15 protein-coding genes are annotated in these 19,777 nt (G+C 39.2%); 4 read left to right on the top strand and 11 right to left on the bottom strand.

Annotated features, from left to right (window positions below):
* Window positions 1-182: 182 nt before the first annotated feature.
* Window positions 183-1,547: a glutathione-disulfide reductase gene (gene gorA, locus CPS_RS22420; protein WP_011045703.1), complete on the top strand. Its 1,365-nt coding sequence runs from the start codon at window positions 183-185 to the stop codon at window positions 1,545-1,547.
* A 28-nt stretch (window positions 1,548-1,575) separates the two neighbouring features.
* Here the strand turns inward: gorA and CPS_RS22415 are convergent, their stop codons facing one another.
* The 3 genes from CPS_RS22415 to CPS_RS24210 form a co-directional block, all read right to left on the bottom strand.
* Window positions 1,576-2,412: a tetratricopeptide repeat protein gene (locus tag CPS_RS22415; protein ID WP_011045702.1), complete on the bottom strand. Its 837-nt coding sequence runs from the start codon at window positions 2,410-2,412 to the stop codon at window positions 1,576-1,578.
* 650 nt (window positions 2,413-3,062) lie between these two features.
* Window positions 3,063-3,503, bottom strand: a complete 441-nt coding sequence (locus CPS_RS22410) for a DUF4399 domain-containing protein (protein WP_011045699.1) — start codon at window positions 3,501-3,503, stop codon at window positions 3,063-3,065.
* 236 nt (window positions 3,504-3,739) lie between these two features.
* A complete protein-coding gene (locus CPS_RS24210; RefSeq protein ID WP_011045698.1) occupies window positions 3,740-3,949 on the bottom strand; it encodes a hypothetical protein in 210 nt (69 codons plus the stop codon).
* Window positions 3,950-4,741: 792 nt separating this feature from the next.
* Between CPS_RS24210 and polA the strand changes: the two genes are divergently transcribed.
* Complete coding sequence (polA, locus tag CPS_RS22405; protein WP_011045697.1) at window positions 4,742-7,552, top strand: DNA polymerase I; 2,811 nt, start codon at window positions 4,742-4,744, stop codon at window positions 7,550-7,552.
* A 320-nt stretch (window positions 7,553-7,872) separates the two neighbouring features.
* On the opposite strand, the gene recG is transcribed toward polA, so the two are convergent.
* The 8 genes from recG to CPS_RS22365 form a co-directional block, all read right to left on the bottom strand.
* Complete coding sequence (gene recG, locus CPS_RS22400; protein ID WP_011045695.1) at window positions 7,873-9,966, bottom strand: ATP-dependent DNA helicase RecG; 2,094 nt, start codon at window positions 9,964-9,966, stop codon at window positions 7,873-7,875.
* 39 nt (window positions 9,967-10,005) lie between these two features.
* The gene (gene trmH / locus CPS_RS22395) at window positions 10,006-10,713 is read right to left on the bottom strand and encodes a tRNA (guanosine(18)-2'-O)-methyltransferase TrmH (protein WP_011045694.1); all 708 of its coding nucleotides are present in this window, start codon (window positions 10,711-10,713) and stop codon (window positions 10,006-10,008) included.
* A gap of 200 nt (window positions 10,714-10,913) precedes the next feature.
* Window positions 10,914-11,306, bottom strand: coding sequence for a RidA family protein (locus CPS_RS22390; RefSeq protein WP_187148322.1), 393 nt, complete (start codon window positions 11,304-11,306; stop codon window positions 10,914-10,916).
* A 47-nt stretch (window positions 11,307-11,353) separates the two neighbouring features.
* Window positions 11,354-13,465 carry a bifunctional GTP diphosphokinase/guanosine-3',5'-bis pyrophosphate 3'-pyrophosphohydrolase gene (gene spoT / locus CPS_RS22385; RefSeq protein WP_011045692.1) on the bottom strand — a complete coding sequence of 704 codons (2,112 nt, stop codon included), beginning with the start codon at window positions 13,463-13,465 and terminating at the stop codon, window positions 11,354-11,356.
* 295 nt (window positions 13,466-13,760) lie between these two features.
* Window positions 13,761-14,048: a DNA-directed RNA polymerase subunit omega gene (rpoZ, locus tag CPS_RS22380; protein WP_011045691.1), complete on the bottom strand. Its 288-nt coding sequence runs from the start codon at window positions 14,046-14,048 to the stop codon at window positions 13,761-13,763.
* 104 nt (window positions 14,049-14,152) lie between these two features.
* Complete coding sequence (gene gmk / locus CPS_RS22375) at window positions 14,153-14,809, bottom strand: guanylate kinase (protein ID WP_011045690.1); 657 nt, start codon at window positions 14,807-14,809, stop codon at window positions 14,153-14,155.
* A 169-nt stretch (window positions 14,810-14,978) separates the two neighbouring features.
* Entirely contained in the window at window positions 14,979-16,169 is a 1,191-nt protein-coding gene (locus CPS_RS22370) for an amino acid aminotransferase (protein WP_011045689.1), read from the bottom strand.
* A 237-nt stretch (window positions 16,170-16,406) separates the two neighbouring features.
* Complete coding sequence (locus tag CPS_RS22365) at window positions 16,407-17,117, bottom strand: hypothetical protein (RefSeq protein ID WP_011045688.1); 711 nt, start codon at window positions 17,115-17,117, stop codon at window positions 16,407-16,409.
* 41 nt (window positions 17,118-17,158) lie between these two features.
* On the opposite strand from CPS_RS22365, the gene CPS_RS22360 reads away from it, so the two are divergent.
* Together CPS_RS22360 and traF are read left to right on the top strand one after the other, a co-directional pair.
* Window positions 17,159-18,070 carry a peptidylprolyl isomerase gene (locus CPS_RS22360; RefSeq protein ID WP_011045687.1) on the top strand — a complete coding sequence of 304 codons (912 nt, stop codon included), beginning with the start codon at window positions 17,159-17,161 and terminating at the stop codon, window positions 18,068-18,070.
* A 162-nt stretch (window positions 18,071-18,232) separates the two neighbouring features.
* On the top strand, window positions 18,233-19,741 hold the full coding sequence (traF, locus tag CPS_RS22355; RefSeq protein WP_011045686.1) for a conjugal transfer protein TraF: 1,509 nt from the start codon (window positions 18,233-18,235) through the stop codon (window positions 19,739-19,741).
* The last annotated feature ends 36 nt before the right edge of the window (window positions 19,742-19,777 follow it).

The following is a 19,777-nucleotide window of genomic DNA, read 5'->3' as shown; positions in this document are numbered from 1 at the left end:
GTTTCTGATTTCAGCTAAAACCTACATCTGGATGTAGTTTGGGTGTATACCAATAACTAATTCGATAAAGTGGACAACTAATTACAGAGAAAGTTATTAAATATTATTACTTTAATACTTGAATAAAGTGTATTTTGCGCCCACATTCTATTTAAACAATACGTTAACTAATGAGTGAAACCATGACACAACATTTTGATTATCTAGCCATTGGCGGTGGCAGTGGCGGTATAGCATCCGCTAACCGCGCAGCAAAGTTAGGTAAAAAGGCAGCAGTTATTGAAGCCAAATACATTGGTGGTACTTGTGTAAATGTTGGTTGTGTACCTAAAAAGGCGATGTGGTATGCAGGGCAGATATCTGACGCATTGAAATATGCGAGTGATTACGGTTTTGCTCAACATCTTACCCAAGACACTCCTCAGTTTGATTGGGCTAAATTGGTCGCTAACCGAGAAGCTTATATTGAACGAATTCATGCGGCCTATCAGCGTGGTTTTGATGCTAACGATGTAACCGTTATTGATGGATTTGCCAAATTTGTTGATAAAAATACGGTTGAAGTCAACGGTGAGTTAATCACCGCAGATCATATTACTATTGCTACGGGTGGGCGTCCCACTCTGCCAAATATTGAAGGTGCTGACTATGGCATCGATTCAGATGGTTTTTTCGCCTTAACAGAGCAGCCTAAAAGTGTTGCTGTTGTTGGCGCAGGCTACATCGCGGTCGAGTTAGCGGGTGTGTTTCATGCCTTAGGTACAAAAGCGCATTTATTGGTGCGTAAAGAAAAACCATTACGTGGTTTTGATAACATGCTGAGCGATACCTTAGTAGAGCAAATGGCAAAACATGGCCCAACGTTACATAACCACAGCACGCCAGAACGTATCGAAAAATTGGCAGATGGCAGCTTAGTAATACATCTAACTAATGGGAAAACTATTGGACCAGTTGAAACCTTAGTATGGGCAATTGGCCGTGAACCAGCAACCGACAATATTAATTTAGCGGCCGCTGGTGTTGCTATGAATGAGCGTGGTTTTATCGAAACAGATAAATATCAAAATACCAATGTAGACGGTATATATGCAGTAGGTGATAACACCGGTCGTGCACAATTAACGCCGGTAGCTGTTGCTGCGGGTCGTCGTTTATGTGAGCGTTTATTTAATAATAAACCTGAAGAGCATTTAGATTATTCCGGCATTGCTACGGTAGTATTTAGTCATCCAGTTATCGGCACCGTTGGATTGACTGAAAACGAAGCTATTGCGCAATACGGTGAGGAAAATATTACTGTTTATAAATCGCAATTCACTGCACTGTATCAAGCAATCACTGAGGACCATCGTGATCCGACACGAATGAAGTTAATTTGTGCAGGCAAGGAAGAAAAAGTAGTTGGTTTACACAGTATTGGTTTTGGTAGTGATGAATTATTACAAGGCTTTGCTGTGGCAATGAAAATGGGCGCAACGAAAGCTGATTTTGATAACACTATTGCTATTCATCCGACCTCAGCAGAAGAGTTTGTCACTATGTAAAGCAAGCTGAATGTTGATTGCTATGCCTTTAATTAATTGCTGCTATGTTATGTTCAATATTATAAAGCTTATATTTGTATAGCTTTCTTTCATCAAGCTCATAGGTCCATTCTAATGCTTTAACGAGCATTGTTTGGGCCTTTTTTAGTTTGTTTTGTTTTATATAAATTTTATAAAGTCCCATATACGCTTGGTTGAGGTATGGTGCCTTTGACAATGCTTTCTTAAAATAAATTTCGGCTTGTTTAATATTGCCAACATTTTTCGCTGTATAAGCCTCTCCTAACCATTGATACGGGTCTGGGTCATCTAGTTGGTTTAGTTTGTCTTGTAGGGTGTTAACTTCGTCCATACGCCGTTGAGACTTGAGTAACATAATATAGTTACTTAATAGCGCTATATTCGTTTGCCCTTTGTCCATACCTGTTTTATATATCGCCTCTGCTGTTTGTAAGTCGCCTGATCTTCTGTGGATAACAGCTAATAGGTTAATTGTTTCAATATTGTCAGTATCTAATTGGTAAGCTTTATTTGCGTATAAAAATGATTTATTTAAATCTTTATCTGCTAAAGCATCGGCGGCAATATTCTTATAATACATAGCGAGAAAGGTCTCCAACGAAAACTTTATCCCAGAACGATGACTTTTACTTGGGAAATAATCAATAACCACCGCAGGATTTGCGAGGTAAAAAGTATTTTGATCAGCGATAAAACTAGGATCGTAAATTATTGTTTGTACATGTGAAGAGGATAAAATAACATCCTCTTTTTTAGTGAATATGGGTAGAGTGCTTACTTTTCGATACGAAAAATCAAGGCCTATAATTTTTGCATAAGCCGTTGTTAAAATCGCTAAGCTCATGCAGTTTCCCTTATTTAAGCGAAGTGCGGTTGTTGCATCGTAGGTTTCACTTAGCTAATCTTTCTGCTAAAACTTCGCTTAATGCTTTATGAGGGGCTAAACCGTTTGCTATTTGTTGATCAAAATTAACAATAAATTCTTTTTGCTGTACCTGTGTCAGAAAAAAATGTCTTCTGTATTTAATTGCTCGTTTTCTATATTGGGGAAGAGACGATAATTTATCGGAATTTACATTGCTTGATTAACATCCTCACTTTGCTGAGGTTTGGTTATAGATGAGCAAGAAGAAACAAGTAAGCTGAGTAGTAATACTAAAACTATTGGCATGTTATTCATTCATAATCCTTTATTATTCCTTAATCATTCCATAACTATATTTTCTATTAATGATACCCAAGGTGTTTATTTTTTGAACAAGGTAGAGCTACATTATCACGCTTAGAAAAATGAGTTAAATATAGTCATTCTGTATCTAACTCATTTTGAGGTGTCATCAGTTTACTAATGAGCTTTCGAAAGGCACTTTAAACGATATATATGCTGTGCTCTTGTTTAATTCAATGAAAAAAACGCTTTGCATATAATTGTAAAGTCGCCAACGAATTCATTTTTTAAGTACGTTTTATTCTCAGTTCAGCAGTATTAAAATTTTACTCTACCGTAATAGTAATCTTCTTTGAAACAACCGCAGGCTTATGAGGGATATGATGATGATCGCCTAAAATAAGTTGTAAAGTATGCTGTCCTTTCGGCAAGGTTAACGTTGTTTGTGTTTGTCCACCGCCAAAGTGCTGAACATCGCCGCCCATAGGCATATCAAAAGCAGGCAGAGAGTCTTTGTCGACTAATAAGTGATGATGACCTGTATGTTTTTTCTCGATACCTGCGGGAGATACTCCCATATCTTTTAAACCAAAGGTTACTGTAAACGTAGCTGGCACTGTTGCGCCATCTACAGGTGAAATAATGTATACCGAGGCATTAGCCGGAGATACTGATTGCGGCAAACTATTAGCACTGACTAGCTCAGAGGCTAATAGAGCTGGGGTTAAAGCCAAAGTGAGTAGTGATAATTGAACAAATTTTTTCATAATATAACTCGTTAGTAGGTATATAGGTAAGGCTAAAGGTAGCTAGAGCCCAGTTTACTGTCAATGATTTCGATTAAAACGGATTATCAAATTTGAACTTGAGTAAGTGTCAGAATAATAAGTGCTTTACTTAGCAAGAGGAACGGCGATTGATGAATCCCTTAGAAACCTCACAAGCAAATATAGCAAAATTATAAGGTTACCTAAATAATAATACTTCTTATTCTTAGATTTTATTACTTATTAGGGTCTGTTGACCTTTCGAGATTGTTTTTACAGCGGTTTGTTGGGTATTTATACAAGGCAGAGTCTTTGCCATGTGGTTGTTCCACATAAAAAGGCGATAACGCCGTAAAAATGACCAACAAACGCTGTCCGAAGGATTCGGCTAAAAGCGTTTTACTCTTTGTTGAGTATAATTTGCTTAGAATGACTAGGCTACACACTACTCGCCGCGATTAAAACGCTTTTATCTCGAATAAAATTTAACCGCGAAAGATCAACATACCCTAATCTACCTACGATTATAACAAAGTAAGATAAACCAATTTGCTCAGAACTAAATTAAGTAAATTTTACAGTCCCTTTGTTTAAGACAAAATTCAACAAATAATATCTGCACCTCTATTATTATATCAAACGGATTAATTTATGGGGCAGAATAGCGCCACATTCACGAGCTTAGAACAAACAAAATTATTTAAATAGAGTTATCCTATCGTGCATTCAAAACCATGACGAAAATACTCTCTTTGTATAGTAAAAAAAATATTTTTTACTATACAAAAAAATTATTTAACTGGTGGATCTCTTGCTAGCTATTGCCCTTACTCGCTTATGTTTTTTTGTTATTTAAAAGTGTCATTATTTGGTAAAAAAAGTTTAATAATGCACTGGTAATCACGCCAAATTCTGATAATCTCTTACCACGTTATTTTCTTCAGCCGATTTTTCGTACAGCTAAAAAATAACGCGATAATAAAATTATCCACATATAGTTAAAATAAAATCACTATGTATTTAAAGGTATTGTAAAAACCTTTTTATTCAATAAAAACAAAGTATTATATTGACAAGGCCAGGTTTGACATTTACAAATCTCTGGCTGTTTTTCGTACTTGACCACAAGGTTATCCACAAGCAGCATCAATAAAGCATACTGATAAAGTGGAGCCTACTTGCGCTTTGTGGCATGCTTAGCCATCTTTAGCTTAATTTAGTCGCTTCGCGTATTTCTTATGACAATTTCTGCAACCACCCAAGACTCTAATAACTCGCAATCACCCTTAATATTGGTCGATGGTTCATCGTATTTATTTCGAGCCTATCACGTACCTTATTTGCAAGCTCTTTCAACCGCTGATGGTCAACCTACGGGAGCTATTACTGGTGTATTGAATATGTTTCGTAGTTTAAAAAAAGACTACCCCAATGGCAATATCATCGCTATTTTCGATGCTAAAGGTAAAACATTTCGTAATGACATGTTTCCCGAATACAAAGCCAATCGTCCACCAATGCCTGATGATTTACGTACTCAAATTGCACCAATACATGAGATTATTACAGCAATGGGTTTGCCACTTTTAGTTATTCCGGGTGTTGAGGCCGATGATGTTATTGGTACATTGGCAAAACAAGCTGATGAGCTTGGTATTGAAACCGTTATTTCGACCGGCGATAAAGACATGGCGCAGCTTGTTACTAAGCATGTTCGTTTGATTAATACCATGACCGATGTAGAAATGGATGTTGCTGGCGTTAGTGAAAAGTTTGGTGTTAGACCTGATCAAATTATCGACTATCTTGCATTAATGGGGGATAAAGTTGATAACATTCCTGGCGTTGTTAAGTGTGGTCCCAAAACTGCCGTTAAATGGTTAGCAGAACATGGCACCATGCAGGAAGTTATTGCCAATGCGGACAAAGTAAAAGGCAAGATTGGTGAAAATCTTCGTGATGCATTAGAACAACTGCCATTGTCTTATCAATTAGCCACTATTAAATGTGATGTTGAATTAGAACAAACGGCTGGAGAATTAGCGGCTAGTGAACCAGACGTAGACGCATTAGCTGAACTTTATCAAAAGTTCGAACTAAAACGTTTGTTAGCTGACTTAGGTAAAGGTGGAAGTGACGTTGGCGCGAGCACTAGTAGCGTAGCTAAAAAAACTAAAGCAGACTCTACAGCTTCGGTGGGCGAGCAGGCCGTTGAAATTAAAGCTGTAGACGTTGAAAAAACTCAATACGATATTATTTTAGACAAAGAGCTTTTTGAACAGTGGTTGAAAAAGTTACAAGCGTGCGAGTCTTTTGCTTTTGATACTGAAACCACTAGTGTTCATTATATGAAGGCTGAACTAGTCGGAGTATCGTTTGCTATTGAAGTGGGGAAAGCTGCTTATGTACCATTGACTCATGATTATGAAGATGCCCCTGAGCAACTTGATAAAGAGTGGGTATTAGCGCAATTAAAACCGTTACTCGAAAGTAAAACCATTAAAAAGATTGGTCAAAATCTTAAGTATGATGCCAATGTATTAAGCCATTATGATATTGCTTTGCAAGGCATCGAGTTTGATACCATGATCGAGTCTTATTGTTATAACAGTGTTGCTACCCGACATAATATGGATGCATTAGCACTGAAATATCTTGATTATCAAACCGTGCATTTTGAAGATGTAGCAGGTAAAGGTGCTAAACAACTTACTTTCAACCAAATTGACATTGAAAAAGCGGGTCACTATGCCGCGGAAGATGCGGATATCACCTTGCGATTACATCACGCTATTTTCCCCGCGTTAGCAGAAACCGCTTCAATGTTAAGTGTTTTCAATGAAATCGAGATGCCATTATTACCTGTACTGGCCCGCATGGAGCAAACCGGTGTATTAATTGATAGTGATATCTTAGCTGAACAAAGCTTTACCCTAGGTCAGCGTTTAGATGAACTAGAAATTGAAGCACATAATTTAGCAGGTAAAAGCTTTAACTTGGCATCACCGAAGCAATTACAGCAAATTCTTTTTGAAGATTTAAAAATCCCGGTCATCAAAAAGACACCCAAAGGTGCTCCTTCAACAGCAGAAGAAGTATTGCAAGAGTTAGCGCTCGATTACCCATTACCCAAGGTTATTTTGGAAAATCGAGGACTTAGTAAACTGAAGTCGACGTACACCGACAAGTTACCATTAATGGTGAGCGATAAAACTAATCGTTTGCATACTTCGTATCATCAGGCGGTTACGGCAACAGGGCGTTTATCTTCAACCGATCCAAACTTGCAGAACATTCCAATTCGCAGCGAACAAGGCCGCAAAATTCGCCAAGCTTTTATTGCACCAAAAGATCATAAAATAGTCGCGATAGATTACTCTCAAATTGAATTACGCATAATGGCACATTTGTCGAACGATAAAGGTTTAGTCACTGCCTTTAGCGAAGGTAAAGATATCCATCGCGCGACAGCGGCAGAAATCTTTGCTGTTGAACTTGGTGAGGTTACTACCGATCAACGACGTAGTGCTAAAGCTATTAACTTTGGTTTAATTTACGGTATGTCAGCATTTGGTTTAGCCAAGCAGCTCCATATTGGTCGTCAGCAGGCGCAAGAGTACCAAGATAAATATTTCCAGCGTTACCCTGGTGTATTAACGTATATGGAAGATACTCGTCAACAAGCGAGTGAGCAGGGCTATGTTGAAACCTTATATGGTCGTCGATTATATCTACCTGATATTAATGCTAAAAATGGTATGCGTAAAAAAGCGGCCGAGCGAGCTGCAATCAATGCACCGATGCAAGGAACCGCTGCGGATATTATTAAAAAGGCCATGTTAGCCGTAGATTCATGGTTACTTGAGCAAAATGATGACCGTATAAAAATGACTATGCAAGTTCACGATGAACTGATTTTTGAAATTCATCAAGATATTGTTGAAGAAACCACAGCTAAATTGGTGACGTTAATGAATGATGCGGTAGAGCTGAGTGTGCCATTAATTGCAGAGGCTGGCATTGGCGATAACTGGGATGAGGCGCATTAATTTTATTTTTAACCTGAGCTAGTAGGTTAATACACTGATAAGAGAAAACCACGCAATGTTAGCATGTTGTGTGGTTTTTTTATGGCGTTCTGTTTATCCAGTGCCTTTTCTGACAAGCTCCCAAGGGCGAGTACCTAATAAAAAAGTAAAGGCTTACATACAGCGTTATTGATTTTGACAAGGACGCTGTATGGATGCAGCTTATTAGAGAATGCAGGAGCATATGTTCCTGAATAACCACTCTCTTCGATCAATGCCTTGCCTCTAAGCCCTTTAATTCTTGCTGAGTGGGAAATAACGTAATGGACTTGGTATAACTTTTAGGCGTTAGAATAACGCTCTTTATTACCTAACCAACGTTGAATTAATGCTTGAGCACATTCAGGTTGTTGGCGTGATAATAAATAGGCCTTTTGCTTTATTTCAGGTATTAAGTAACCATCACGCAATAGGTCGGCAATCTTAAGATCTGCTAAACCTGTTTGCCTAGTACCGAGTAACTCCCCAGGCCCTCTAATTTCCAGATCTTTTTCTGCAATCACAAAACCATCATTACTTTCTCGTAATACTGCTAAGCGTTTAGTGGCTGTTTTTGATAAGGGCGCCTTATATAATAACACGCAAAAAGAGGCGACAGAGCCTCGGCCAACACGACCACGTAATTGGTGTAACTGGGCCAATCCTAAGCGTTCAGGGTTCTCTATAACCATCAAACTGGAATTAGGTACATCAACTCCCACTTCAATCACCGTAGTAGCAATTAGCAGGTGTAAATCACCCGATTTAAAAGCATCCATCACTTCTTGTTTTTCAATGGCCTTCATCCGGCCATGTACTAAACCAATTTTTAACTCAGGTAATTGCTCTTGTAATAAAATCGCAGTATCTTCAGCAGCTTGGCATTGTAATACTTCGGACTCTTCGATTAAGGTACATACCCAATAAGCTTGCCTACCATCATTAACACAACCTTGGCGAATTCGTTCAATGACATCCCCGCGGCGTAAGTCAGGTAAAGCTACTGTATTGATTGGGGTACGACCGGGTGGAAGTTCGTCAATAATCGAGGTATCTAAATCTGCATAAGCGGTCATAGACAAGGTACGAGGAATAGGGGTTGCTGTCATGATCAACTGGTGAGGGTATTTATCATCGAACACGCCTTTTTCACGTAAAGTGAGGCGTTGATGAACGCCAAACTTGTGTTGCTCATCAATTATAACTAACACTAGGTTTTTAAAGACTACATCAGCTTGAAATAGTGCATGGGTGCCGATAACCATTTGCATCTCACCACTAGCAATATGCTCAAGCGCCAGTCTTTTAGCTTTTGCCTTGGTTTTACCAGCCAGCCAGCCGACGCTAATATCAAGTGGTGTAAACCAGTTAGCAAAATTAATAGCGTGTTGTTCAGCAAGAATTTCAGTAGGTGCCATCAAAGCGACTTGATAACCTTCACTAATAGCGGTTAATGCAGCAAGGGCAGCGACTAACGTTTTTCCTGAGCCAACATCGCCTTGCACTAAACGCATCATGGGTTGAGTTTTAGCTAAGTCAGTTTTTATTTCCTCGACTACGCGTGCTTGCGCATTAGTGGGGGAAAAAGGTAATGCGTTCAAAAATTTTTGACTGATCTTTTCATCACCCAATAGTGATACCGCATCATGGATATCACTATTTTGTCTAAGTTTAAGCATACTTAAGTTATGGGCAAGTAACTCTTCTTTAATTAACCGTTGCTGAGCAGGATGACGACCTTGTTCTAATTGCTCAACCGATACCTCGGGTGGCGGACGATGAATGATGGTTAACGCTTCACTGAGAGAATACTGCTCATTAAAAAGATTCGCGGGTAATAACTCTTCAACTTGCCCTCGCTGTAATCGAATCAACGCTTGTTCGGTTAAACTGCGTAGGGATATTTGTCTTAGACCGTCGGTGCTGGGATAAACAGGCGTTAAGGTTTCTTCAACCGGGGTTAATTCTATATCGTCATCAAGGGATTTATATTCGGGGTGAACAATTTGATAACCACGTGGCCCACGTTTTACTTCGCCGTAGCAGCGGATAGTTTTGCCAATCGCTAAGCTGTTTTTTTGACTGGCGGAGAAGCTGAAAAAGCACAGTTGAATACTGCCAGTGCCATCATGAAGAGTAACCACCAACATTCGGCGTTTACCATGGGTGATTTGGCTATCAGTTATTTCACCAATAATATTGGTTGAGGTACCGACTAATAAATCACGCACTGTAGTAATACGCGTTTTATCTTCATAGCGTAAAGGCAGGTGAAAAAGCATATCTTGCACTGACAGCAAGCCAATTTTCTCTAGTTTTTCCGCTAAACTAGGTCCGACACCTTTGAGGGTACTCAGGGGAACTTGTGATAATCGGCTTAACGCTTCCAGTGCCATAGGTAACCTCAGCTCAGCTTAGCTCTTGTATCTAGATAACTAGTCATCGAGATGTTGCCAAGCTTTCTTGTTCATTTGCATTTTTTGCCACCATTTTTCATCAGCTACAATTTGACCTGCTTCATCTATTTCAGGGTACGGTAACCCCTTACGCTGACAAGCTTCTGCAAAGATAGGGTGACCACCTTCAAATAAAGTACGTTGACGGCGCTCATTACTTAAGCGAGGTTGATCATACATACCCGCTGCAGCGCGCTGGCGTTGTGCTTCGTATAAAACGACTGAACAAGCAACCGAAACATTCAGTGATTGCACCATGCCGACCATAGGAATAACAATATGCTGATCAGCGAGCTCAAGTGCTTCTTCTGAGGTGCCAAACTTCTCCTGGCCTAAAATTATAGCGGTGGGCTTGGTATAATCAATTTCGGTAAAATTAACAGCAGTATCAGACAAGTTGGTCACCAATACCTGCATGCCCTGTGCTTTTAACGCAGCAATGGCATCGGCTGTTTTATGGTAATTATGGACATCAATCCAATTTTGGCTACCTGCGGCACTACCACCGCGTACTTCCGCCTCTTCACTCTTCCATACCGCATGAACATCACTAATACCAATAGCATCACAAGTGCGTACTACGGCGGCTAAGTTATGAGATTTGTGTAAGCCTTCCATGCATACCGTTAAATCAGGTTGGCGTTTGTCTAACATGGTATTAATACGTGCTAATCTTTCTGGAGTCATTTTTTAATCTTTTAAATAATTTTGAGCTGATATGTGGCTTTTATTAGTCACTTAAACTTAACTTGGGCCAACCAAATAGGCAAAATGAATGTTAGTTAGGCAAAGCCGTCAAGCTGTGAGTCTATTGAGCTTATATCTATAAGTGATTTAGACGAACAGCGCAGACAATGCCGACTAATTTTCATTCATGAAGCATATTTTTAGTTAACGCTAGGAAGTTCCATCACACCGTCAATTTCAATATCAACATCTTTTGGTAACTTAGATACTTGTATTGCCGCTCTTGCTGGGTAAGGTTGGCTAAAGTAACGACTCATAATATCGTTAACTGTGACGAAGTTACTTAAATCCGTTAAGAATATATTCACTTTAACCATATCGTTAATGTCGCCACCCGCGGCTTCACATACAGCAACTAGGTTTTTAAATACTTGTTCTGCTTGTTCAGCAAAGCCACCTTCAATTACTGTCATTGTTTCAGCAACAAGTGGAATTTGTCCTGATAAATAAACTGTATTGTTTACTTTCACTGCTTGGCTATATGGGCCAATGGCGCTAGGTGCTTTGTCTGTACTGATTATACTTTTCATAATCTTTCCTTTAGAGTAATCTTTGGAGACTGCTGTGGTAATTGTTTTGTTTATTTATTTCGAATGACGCGTTGTACATCAATCATGACTTTAATTTTTCGAATAATATCCGCTAAATGAATACGATCTCGACAGGTTATTTCCATGTCTATTACGTATAAGCCAGCTTCTTTTTCACCAGAATTTAGGTTGTGAACGTTAGAGCCACACTTTGCAACTGCATTAGTTAATAATGCTAATGCACCTTGATGGTTAATGATTTCTACCCGTAATTTAGCAATAAACTCTTTATCAATATCGCTATCCCATTTGACCGGGAATAAGCTGCCTTGGTCGTGGCCTTTAATGTTTCGACAACCTTGCTGATGCACCATTAAACCTTTACCCGGGCTTAAGTAAGCCAAAATAGCATCGCCAGGGATAGGACGGCAACATTTACCGTAACTGACTAACATGCCTTCGGTACCCTTTATCGGCATTTTGGTCTTGGGGCTGGTAGTCGATGTTAATTCATTGTCTTCAGTAAAACCATCGGTTAATTGTCTAGCAATACCGATACTCAAGGCATTACCTAAACCGATATTCGTCAATAATTCTTCAAAAGTACTATTGCCACTTTGTTGCACTACTTCATCAATTTTTTCTTGTGCTAGATCTACAAGTTTAGTTTTACCGAGGGCGTGACTTAACAAACGCAAACCTAAAGCATGAGATTCATTTTTTTCACAGCTTCTTAAATAAGTTCTGATTTGTAAGCGAGCTTTAGCGGTAACGACAAAGTTTAACCAAGTTGCATTAGGCCTTGCTGATGCTGACGTTATTACTTCAATGGTTTGGCCAGAGTCAATGGGTCGGCTCATAGGATAAGGTTTGCGATCAACCTTAACGCCGACACAAGAATTACCAACATCAGTGTGCACTGCATAAGCAAAATCGATTGCGGTTGCGCCCATTGGTAGCTCAATAATACGGCCGTCCGGAGTGAAGACATAAATTTCTTCAGGAAATAAGTCAGACTTAACGTTTTCAATAAACTCGAAAGAGCTGCCTGCACTTTGTTGTAGCTCTAATAAACTTTGCATCCAACGACGGGCTTTCATTTGCGCCGTTGTACCCGTGTTGTCACCATCTTGTTTGTATAACCAATGAGCAGCAACACCTTTGTCGGCCATTTGGTCCATATCATGGGTACGGATTTGAATTTCTACTGGAATGCCATGCGGACCAATTAACGAGGTGTGCAGTGATTGATAACCATTAGTTTTAGGGATGGCGATATAATCTTTAAAGCGTGTTTCAATCGGCTTGAATAGGTTGTGCATAGCACCTAACGCGCGGTAGCAGTTATCAATTTTATCATGCACGATAACGCGAAAAGCATAGATATCCATCACTTCATTGAACATTAATTCTTTATTTAGCATTTTACGATAAATTGAATAAAGGTGCTTTTCTCTGCCTATAATTTGCGCGTCAATACCGCTTTCGGCCAAACGTGCAGCAATTTCTTTTTCAATGTTATCAATAATAGCTTTACGATTACCGCGGGCACTTTGTACTGCAGATTTTAAAGCGCGAGAACGCATGGGGTAAAGCGCTTCAAAGCCGAGAAGTTCTAATTCATTTTTTATATCATGAATACCTAGACGGTTAGCTATTGGTGCATAAATCTCTAACGTTTCGCGAGCAATACGTCGACGCTTATCTGGTCGTAAAGAGCCTAAGGTACGCATATTATGGGTACGATCGGCAAGCTTGATTAAAATAACTCGGATATCTTGCACCATGGCAAGTACCATCTTACGGAAGTTCTCCGCTTGCATTTCTTCTTTGTTATTAAATTTAAGTTTATCGAGTTTACTAACACCTTCAACGAGTTCAGCCACGGTATGACCAAAAAGTTCAGCTAATTCATCTTTGGTTACTTCGGTGTCTTCAATAACATCGTGTAATAACGCCGCCATGAGGGTTTCATGGTCTAGATTCATTTGCGCTAAATTAATAGCTACAGCAACGGGGTGAGTAATATAAGGGTCACCACTGGATCGCATCTGGCCATCATGGGCATCACGCGCAACAACATAAGCGTGTTTAAGCAAATCAATTTGTACTTTTGATAGATAAGTAGAGCTAAGTTCTTTTAAAGGTTCAAATAAGTACACCTAAAACTCCAAATTGAAGGGGGCAAATGGGGGTAATTCGAGTATATACCCTAGTATGTACTAATGTTACCTCGAAACGCACGGTTCAGCGAGCATTAAAAGGGCTAGAGGGGAGGCATTGATTGAAGTTTCATTAGTATAACTACAATACGCAGCAATACGGTCTATGTACAAGGAAAAAATAAAACTTAAGCAATAAAAAAACGCGTAATCTATATTCTGCTTTATATCAGAATATAGATTACGCGTTTTTAAGAGCTTAAATTAATTCATTCTCAAAAGAGAAATAGTAACTTTAGCTTAATTCTTCTTGTTGACCACCAACAATCGCTGCAACAGCATCTAATTCAGCAGTATCTTGCTGGATTTGTTGTGCACGATCAGAAGTGTTCATAATGTCTGTAGTAATTAAGCCTGCTTCGATTTCACGCAAAGCAATTACAGTTGGTTTGTCATTCTCGACATCAACCAATGGATCTTTTCCACCCGTTGCAATTTGACGAGCACGACGTGATGCAACTAGCACCAAATCAAAACGATTGCCGACTTTATCTACGGCATCTTCAACAGTTACGCGAGCCATCTGGGCACTCCAACTAATAAAACAACTTACAAAATAGCTGCGTAGTTTACTGCCCACTCACTAATTAAGCAAGCGATACCCTATACAACTGGAGAGATTTTTGCCTATTCAGTTGGCTCCACGGCTTCAATGTTTAGCAACTTACTAAATAAACTTTGCTGCGCGATGCTTTGCTGACGACATTTAAGACGCTGATTATTTACAATAGTAGTGAGATCAAGCAAGGCTTGCTCGAAATCGTCATTAACAATGACGTAATCAAATTCATTATAATGAGAACATTCAGCTTGCGCTTGTGCCATACGACTAGCAATGACTTCATCACTGTCTTGGCCACGACCTCTTAAGCGACTTTCTAACTCTTCTTTAGACGGCGGGCTAATAAAAATAGTTGTTACGCCAGGTTTTTTCATACGAACTTGCTGAGCACCTTGCCAATCAATATCGAGAAAAACATCAATACCTTGAGAAAGTTGCGCATCAATAGCTGCTTCAGAAGTGCCGTAATAGTTGCCAAATACTTCAGCATACTCATAAAAGGCGTTGAGGCTGATTTGCTTTTTAAATTCTTCAACGCTAACAAAGTGATAATGTTCGCCATTATTCTCACCAGGGCGGGCATCTCGCGTGGTATGAGAAATAGATACCTGCATGGCTCTTGCGGAGGCTTGATTATCAGGTTTTAGCAAGGCATTGATAAGGCTTGATTTTCCTGCGCCACTTGGCGCAGAAAGAATAAATAAATTACCGGGAACAATCACAGGGTTTTCCTTGAATCACATATTAAGTTGTACCAAGAGGAGTCATTAATTAGCCAGCTTGGGAATAAATTGCAGCCAATAAAAAAGGCTAAGCCATATTTTACTCTATTAGAATAAAAAAAGCTCAGCCAGATTTTTTTGCTATTTTAGCAGATGACTTGCGAGAGTGCTAAAGCACCTTAGCAATAGATTTTGCTAAGTAATCAACATTGCTATTGGCAATACCAGCAATACTCATTCGGCTAGAGCCTACTAAATAAATGCTGTATTCATCTTGTAGCTGTTGAACTTGCTCAGGCGTAAGACCTAAGAAAGAGAACATACCACTTTGACGACTAATAAAGCTAAAGTCACGTGTAACACCATTTTCTATTAACTTATCAACGATTAATTGACGATTACCGTTAATGCGGTCACGCATTGCTTTTAATTCAACATACCATTCGTTGCGAAGTTCATCTGAACTTAAGATGGTTTCGACAATAGCGGCACCATGTGCTGGCGGCATTGAGTAGATAACGCGCACAACGTAAAGTAAAACAGAGTTAGCAATATCAACAGAAATACTTGATTCACCAATAATGGTACAAGCGCCAATACGTTCTCGGTATAAGCCAAAGTTTTTAGAACATGAACTACAAACAATCATTTCTTTAACTGTTTCAGCCATAAGACGCAGACCGTAAGCATCTTCGTCTAAACCTGAGCCAAAACCTTGATAAGCCATATCGATTAATGGTGTGAAACCAACATCTTTCGCTACATCAGCAACTTGTTGCCATTGCTCATTATTTAAATCCATACCACTTGGGTTATGACAACAAGCGTGTAATAACACCACGTCATCGCTGCTCACTTCTTTAAGGGCATTTAACATACCGTCAAAGTCTAAGCTTTTGTTTTCATAATCGTAATAAGGATATGTTTTAACGTTTAAACCAGCAGCCGCAAATAAGCCAGTATGATTTGCCCATGTTGGGTTGCTTACCCAAATAGTTGCACCTGCTTTACAAGACTTAATAAATTCCGCCGCAACGCGTAATGCGCCAGTACCGCCAGGTGTTGATATAGTGCGGGCACGGTTTTCATTTAATACTTTATGCTCACTACCAAAAATAAGTTTGGCCATTTCGTCATTAAAGACAGGAGAGCCTGTAGGGCCAATGTAAACTTTACTGTCTTCAGTATTGGTACGATGTTGTTCAGCTTTTTTTACACAATCTAAAACGGCAGTATGACCTGCTTCGTTTTTGAATACGCCAACACCCAAATCAATTTTATTTGGGTTGTTATCTTTTTTATATTTAGCTAATAATCCAAGAATTGGATCGGCAGGCAAAGCCTTTAAACTACCAAACATGACAGAAGTTTACCTTATGGTTTGAAGAGAGTTACGTCCATAAGGCATCATCGCGCTTATGAGTTCAAACTCTCTAATTTTTAATCACTCAAGCATAACGTAAAGTTAGGGCGTAATTAAAGTGATTTTTATGCCATATCGTGACAAAAGTAAGATTAATTTGTACGGATGTCAGTCTTTATTTTATAAGTGCAAAATTATTTATCAAATAAGAAATTTTACTATTGATAAAACGAACTAAAAATTATTCGTAATCGCAGCAATTACGCCAATAACACCGCCAAATATGCCCCCCCAAACGACTAGCCAACCAAGATGTTTTTTTATCATTTTTTGAACTATTTCTTTAACTAATTGAGGGGTCAATTCATTAAGACGTTTTTCAATAATATCGCTGACTTTGTCCCGCATGCCGGAAATTATATCTGGTTGTTCTAATTCTTCTCGTAACAAGGTATTAAATTGCTCACTTTGCGCGATATCTTGTATAGAGATTTTCATCTTCTCAATAAATGGTTCTCTCATAGGTTGCAAAGCTTCACTACCTCCGACCATGGCAAGCATGCTACCAAAAGAAGAACTTTCAATAACAGCAACTAAGCTGTCAAAGGCGGGGGATAGGTCAATCTTCTCGATGACAGGGGCCAAATTAAGGGTACTGGCTTTGCCTGAACTATCAGAAAGAAATCGGTCAATGTTTTGCTCAGTGAAAAATTGTTCCATCATCAATTGACGAATAGCAATTTTGAACTCTTCAAAACGCGCAGGAATGACACCTGAGCCATACAATAATGGCACCTTTTCAAATAGCATATACACAGCAAGCCAGTTAGTGATGGCGCCAGATAAGGCAAAAAGGCCTAATGTGAAAAGAATATGATGCTCGCTAACATAGCCCCCTACTGTAAAAGCTAATGCAATAAGGTTAGTGATAAGGCTTTTGTTCACGAAATACTCCAAGATGATTTGGTTAAATTTTAAAAGCGGCTATGATAGCATTTAATTTACTTAAAATAGATAACCCAGCAATGACAGCTTCTTTGAAAAGTATCTTGACGTTAACAACGTTATTTTTTATTAACGCCTGCGGCGCGGATAACTCAGCAGATTCTGTTTGGCGTGAATTATCACTAAACAATACGGTGTTATTAACCTTGCCCCATGGCAAAGTGGTTATTGAATTAGCTCCTCAGTTTTCCCCTATACACGTAGCTCAATTCAGTCAGCTAACTCAACAAGGCTTTTATGACCAGACAAGTTTCTATCGCGTGATAGATGGTTTTGTCGCTCAAGCTGGCCCGAAAGATGGCAGTAAAAAAGACCGCTCGGTACCACTTCTGGCGATGGAAGCAGAGTGGCAGACAGATAAAAAGTGGACATACACATCGGTACAGGAAAATGATTTATTTGCCGAACAGACAGGTTTTAAAGACAGTTTTGCTCTTGGCTACCAAGCAAGTAATGACGGAAATACTGGTAAAGCTTGGCTAACACACTGTCCAGGTACTGTCGCAATGGCTAGAAATAATGAAGCCGATTCAGCATCGAGTCACTTCTATTTTGTTATTGGTCAAGCACCACGCTATTTAGACCGTATTATGACTATCTTTGGCCGTGTGGTTTACGGTATGCAACATATCCAAGCAATACAGCGAACGGAGGTTGTCAAAGGCGATTATGCTGTAGATCATCGAGATTTTACTAAAATAGTCAGTATGCAATTGATGAGTGATGTGACAAAAGCAGATCAAATTCATATCGAAGTTGAAAATACCGAATCAACAAATTTTGCTGATCGCCTAGTGAAACGTCGTGCTCGTGATAGTGCTTTTTTCTATAAAAAGCCCCCACCTGTGCTTGATGTTTGTCAGATCCCTATTAGAAGTCGACGAGTGAAATAAAACAGCCGATAAATATTTTTTAGCAATGTGGAAAGTGCTGTGTAAAGTTGTTATGACTTTGTAATTTAATCCCTTTACCCGTGTTCTGTTGTTCTCAATATGTTAAAGTAGCTCATTAATAATACAATTATCTATAGTTAATAGCTGAACAGGGACGATATTTTGCCATTATTCTCATTAAAATTATTAAAAAGCGACTTCCTCAAAGCTGTAGCTAAGCACAATGGCTTAGCTACAGTAATTACTTTTCTTAGTCTGTCCGCGTTAAGTAACTCTGCTTGGGCAGATATTCAGCCACGAAGTGCTAGCCAAAATTATTCGCAAAAATCACTGTCAAATGCCGGAAATCCTGCAGCGGCAGCACTTATTGTTGCGCGTAAAGACCCCCATGTGATGACCGGTGGTTCTTTTGAAATAGGCGGCGGTGTTGAATATGGTAATTTAGATGAATTATTTGGCAAAATAGATGAATTATCATTATTGTTTAATCCGCCGAGCGAAGGTGATGACGGCGCTGGTAGCGAAGCTCCCCCTAGCCTAGAAAATCCTGATAAGGATTACCTATGGGAAGATCTTTTTGTCGAATACCCGGAGCTAGAAGATCGCCTTGAGATTATTAAAACAAAGGTAGTGACCACCGCAAGTTTGCTAGCCTTAATTACCGCTGAAGGCTACGGTAAAGCGGAATTAACAAGCGAGGCGAGTTTTGTTTTGCATGAAGACTTCTTTGGCGGCACTTTATTATTCGGTATGGCATATAAAGGCAATTCAGAAGCAGTGGGTATTTTTGAGGAAATTACCTTTGATTCAGACTATGCAAAGGCGCAATTGAAAACAATCCCTGATTTTGATGAAAATGATCCGATACAAGAAATCGACCTATCTGATGGCATTAGCTTATTTTATAACCCCGCGAATAAAAGAGTTAAAATGTCTGTCGACAATGACAGTTTGTTGCTGGTTAAAGCAACAAAAATAGCGCAGTTTTCCTTATCTTACAGTCGCAATGTTATACAAAGTGATGCCGGCGATTTATATTTGGGCGTAAAACCTATCTTTTATCGGGTTGGTTTAACCCATACCAGTACTCGTATTGGTGAAATTACCGATACTGAAGATTTGTTTGAGGATATTAAAGATGCTGATTTTATTTACCAAAATGGTTTTGATGTCGATTTAGGAATTGTTTGGGCGGCAGACCATTATCAGGTAGGCGCCTCTGTAAACAGCCTCTTTGAGCATACCTATGAATTTCCTGACTTCGATAGAAGATCATTTACGTCATTAAAAATATTAAGTCAGCTTAATGACCAAAGCTCTTATACTATGGAGCGTCAATTGAAGTTAGAGGCAGGTATTTTTACTGACCAACGTCACTGGAGTTTAAACCTTGAGTTAGATGCCAATGCGGTTGAAGATCCTATGCATGATGATTACCAATGGTTCACATTAACAGGCGGGTATGCCGCAGATAGTTGGTGGTTGCCTAGTGCACGTTTAGGTTTTAGCCGTAACTTAGCGGGTTCAAAGCTTGCCTATGTAAACGCAGGAGTGACCGTCATGAAATTTATTAACATTGATGTGGCAACCACTTTAGATACGGTTACGTTAGATGGCAGTGAGATGTTGCGTGGTGCAAATATTCGTTTAGGCGTACAATTTGATTACTAAATTCTATCTCTAGATTTGAAAAGAAATTAGCGAATT

Source organism: Colwellia psychrerythraea 34H (assembly GCF_000012325.1).
GTDB lineage: Bacteria > Pseudomonadota > Gammaproteobacteria > Enterobacterales > Alteromonadaceae > Colwellia > Colwellia psychrerythraea_A.
This window is presented reverse-complemented; position numbering and strand designations above follow the sequence as displayed.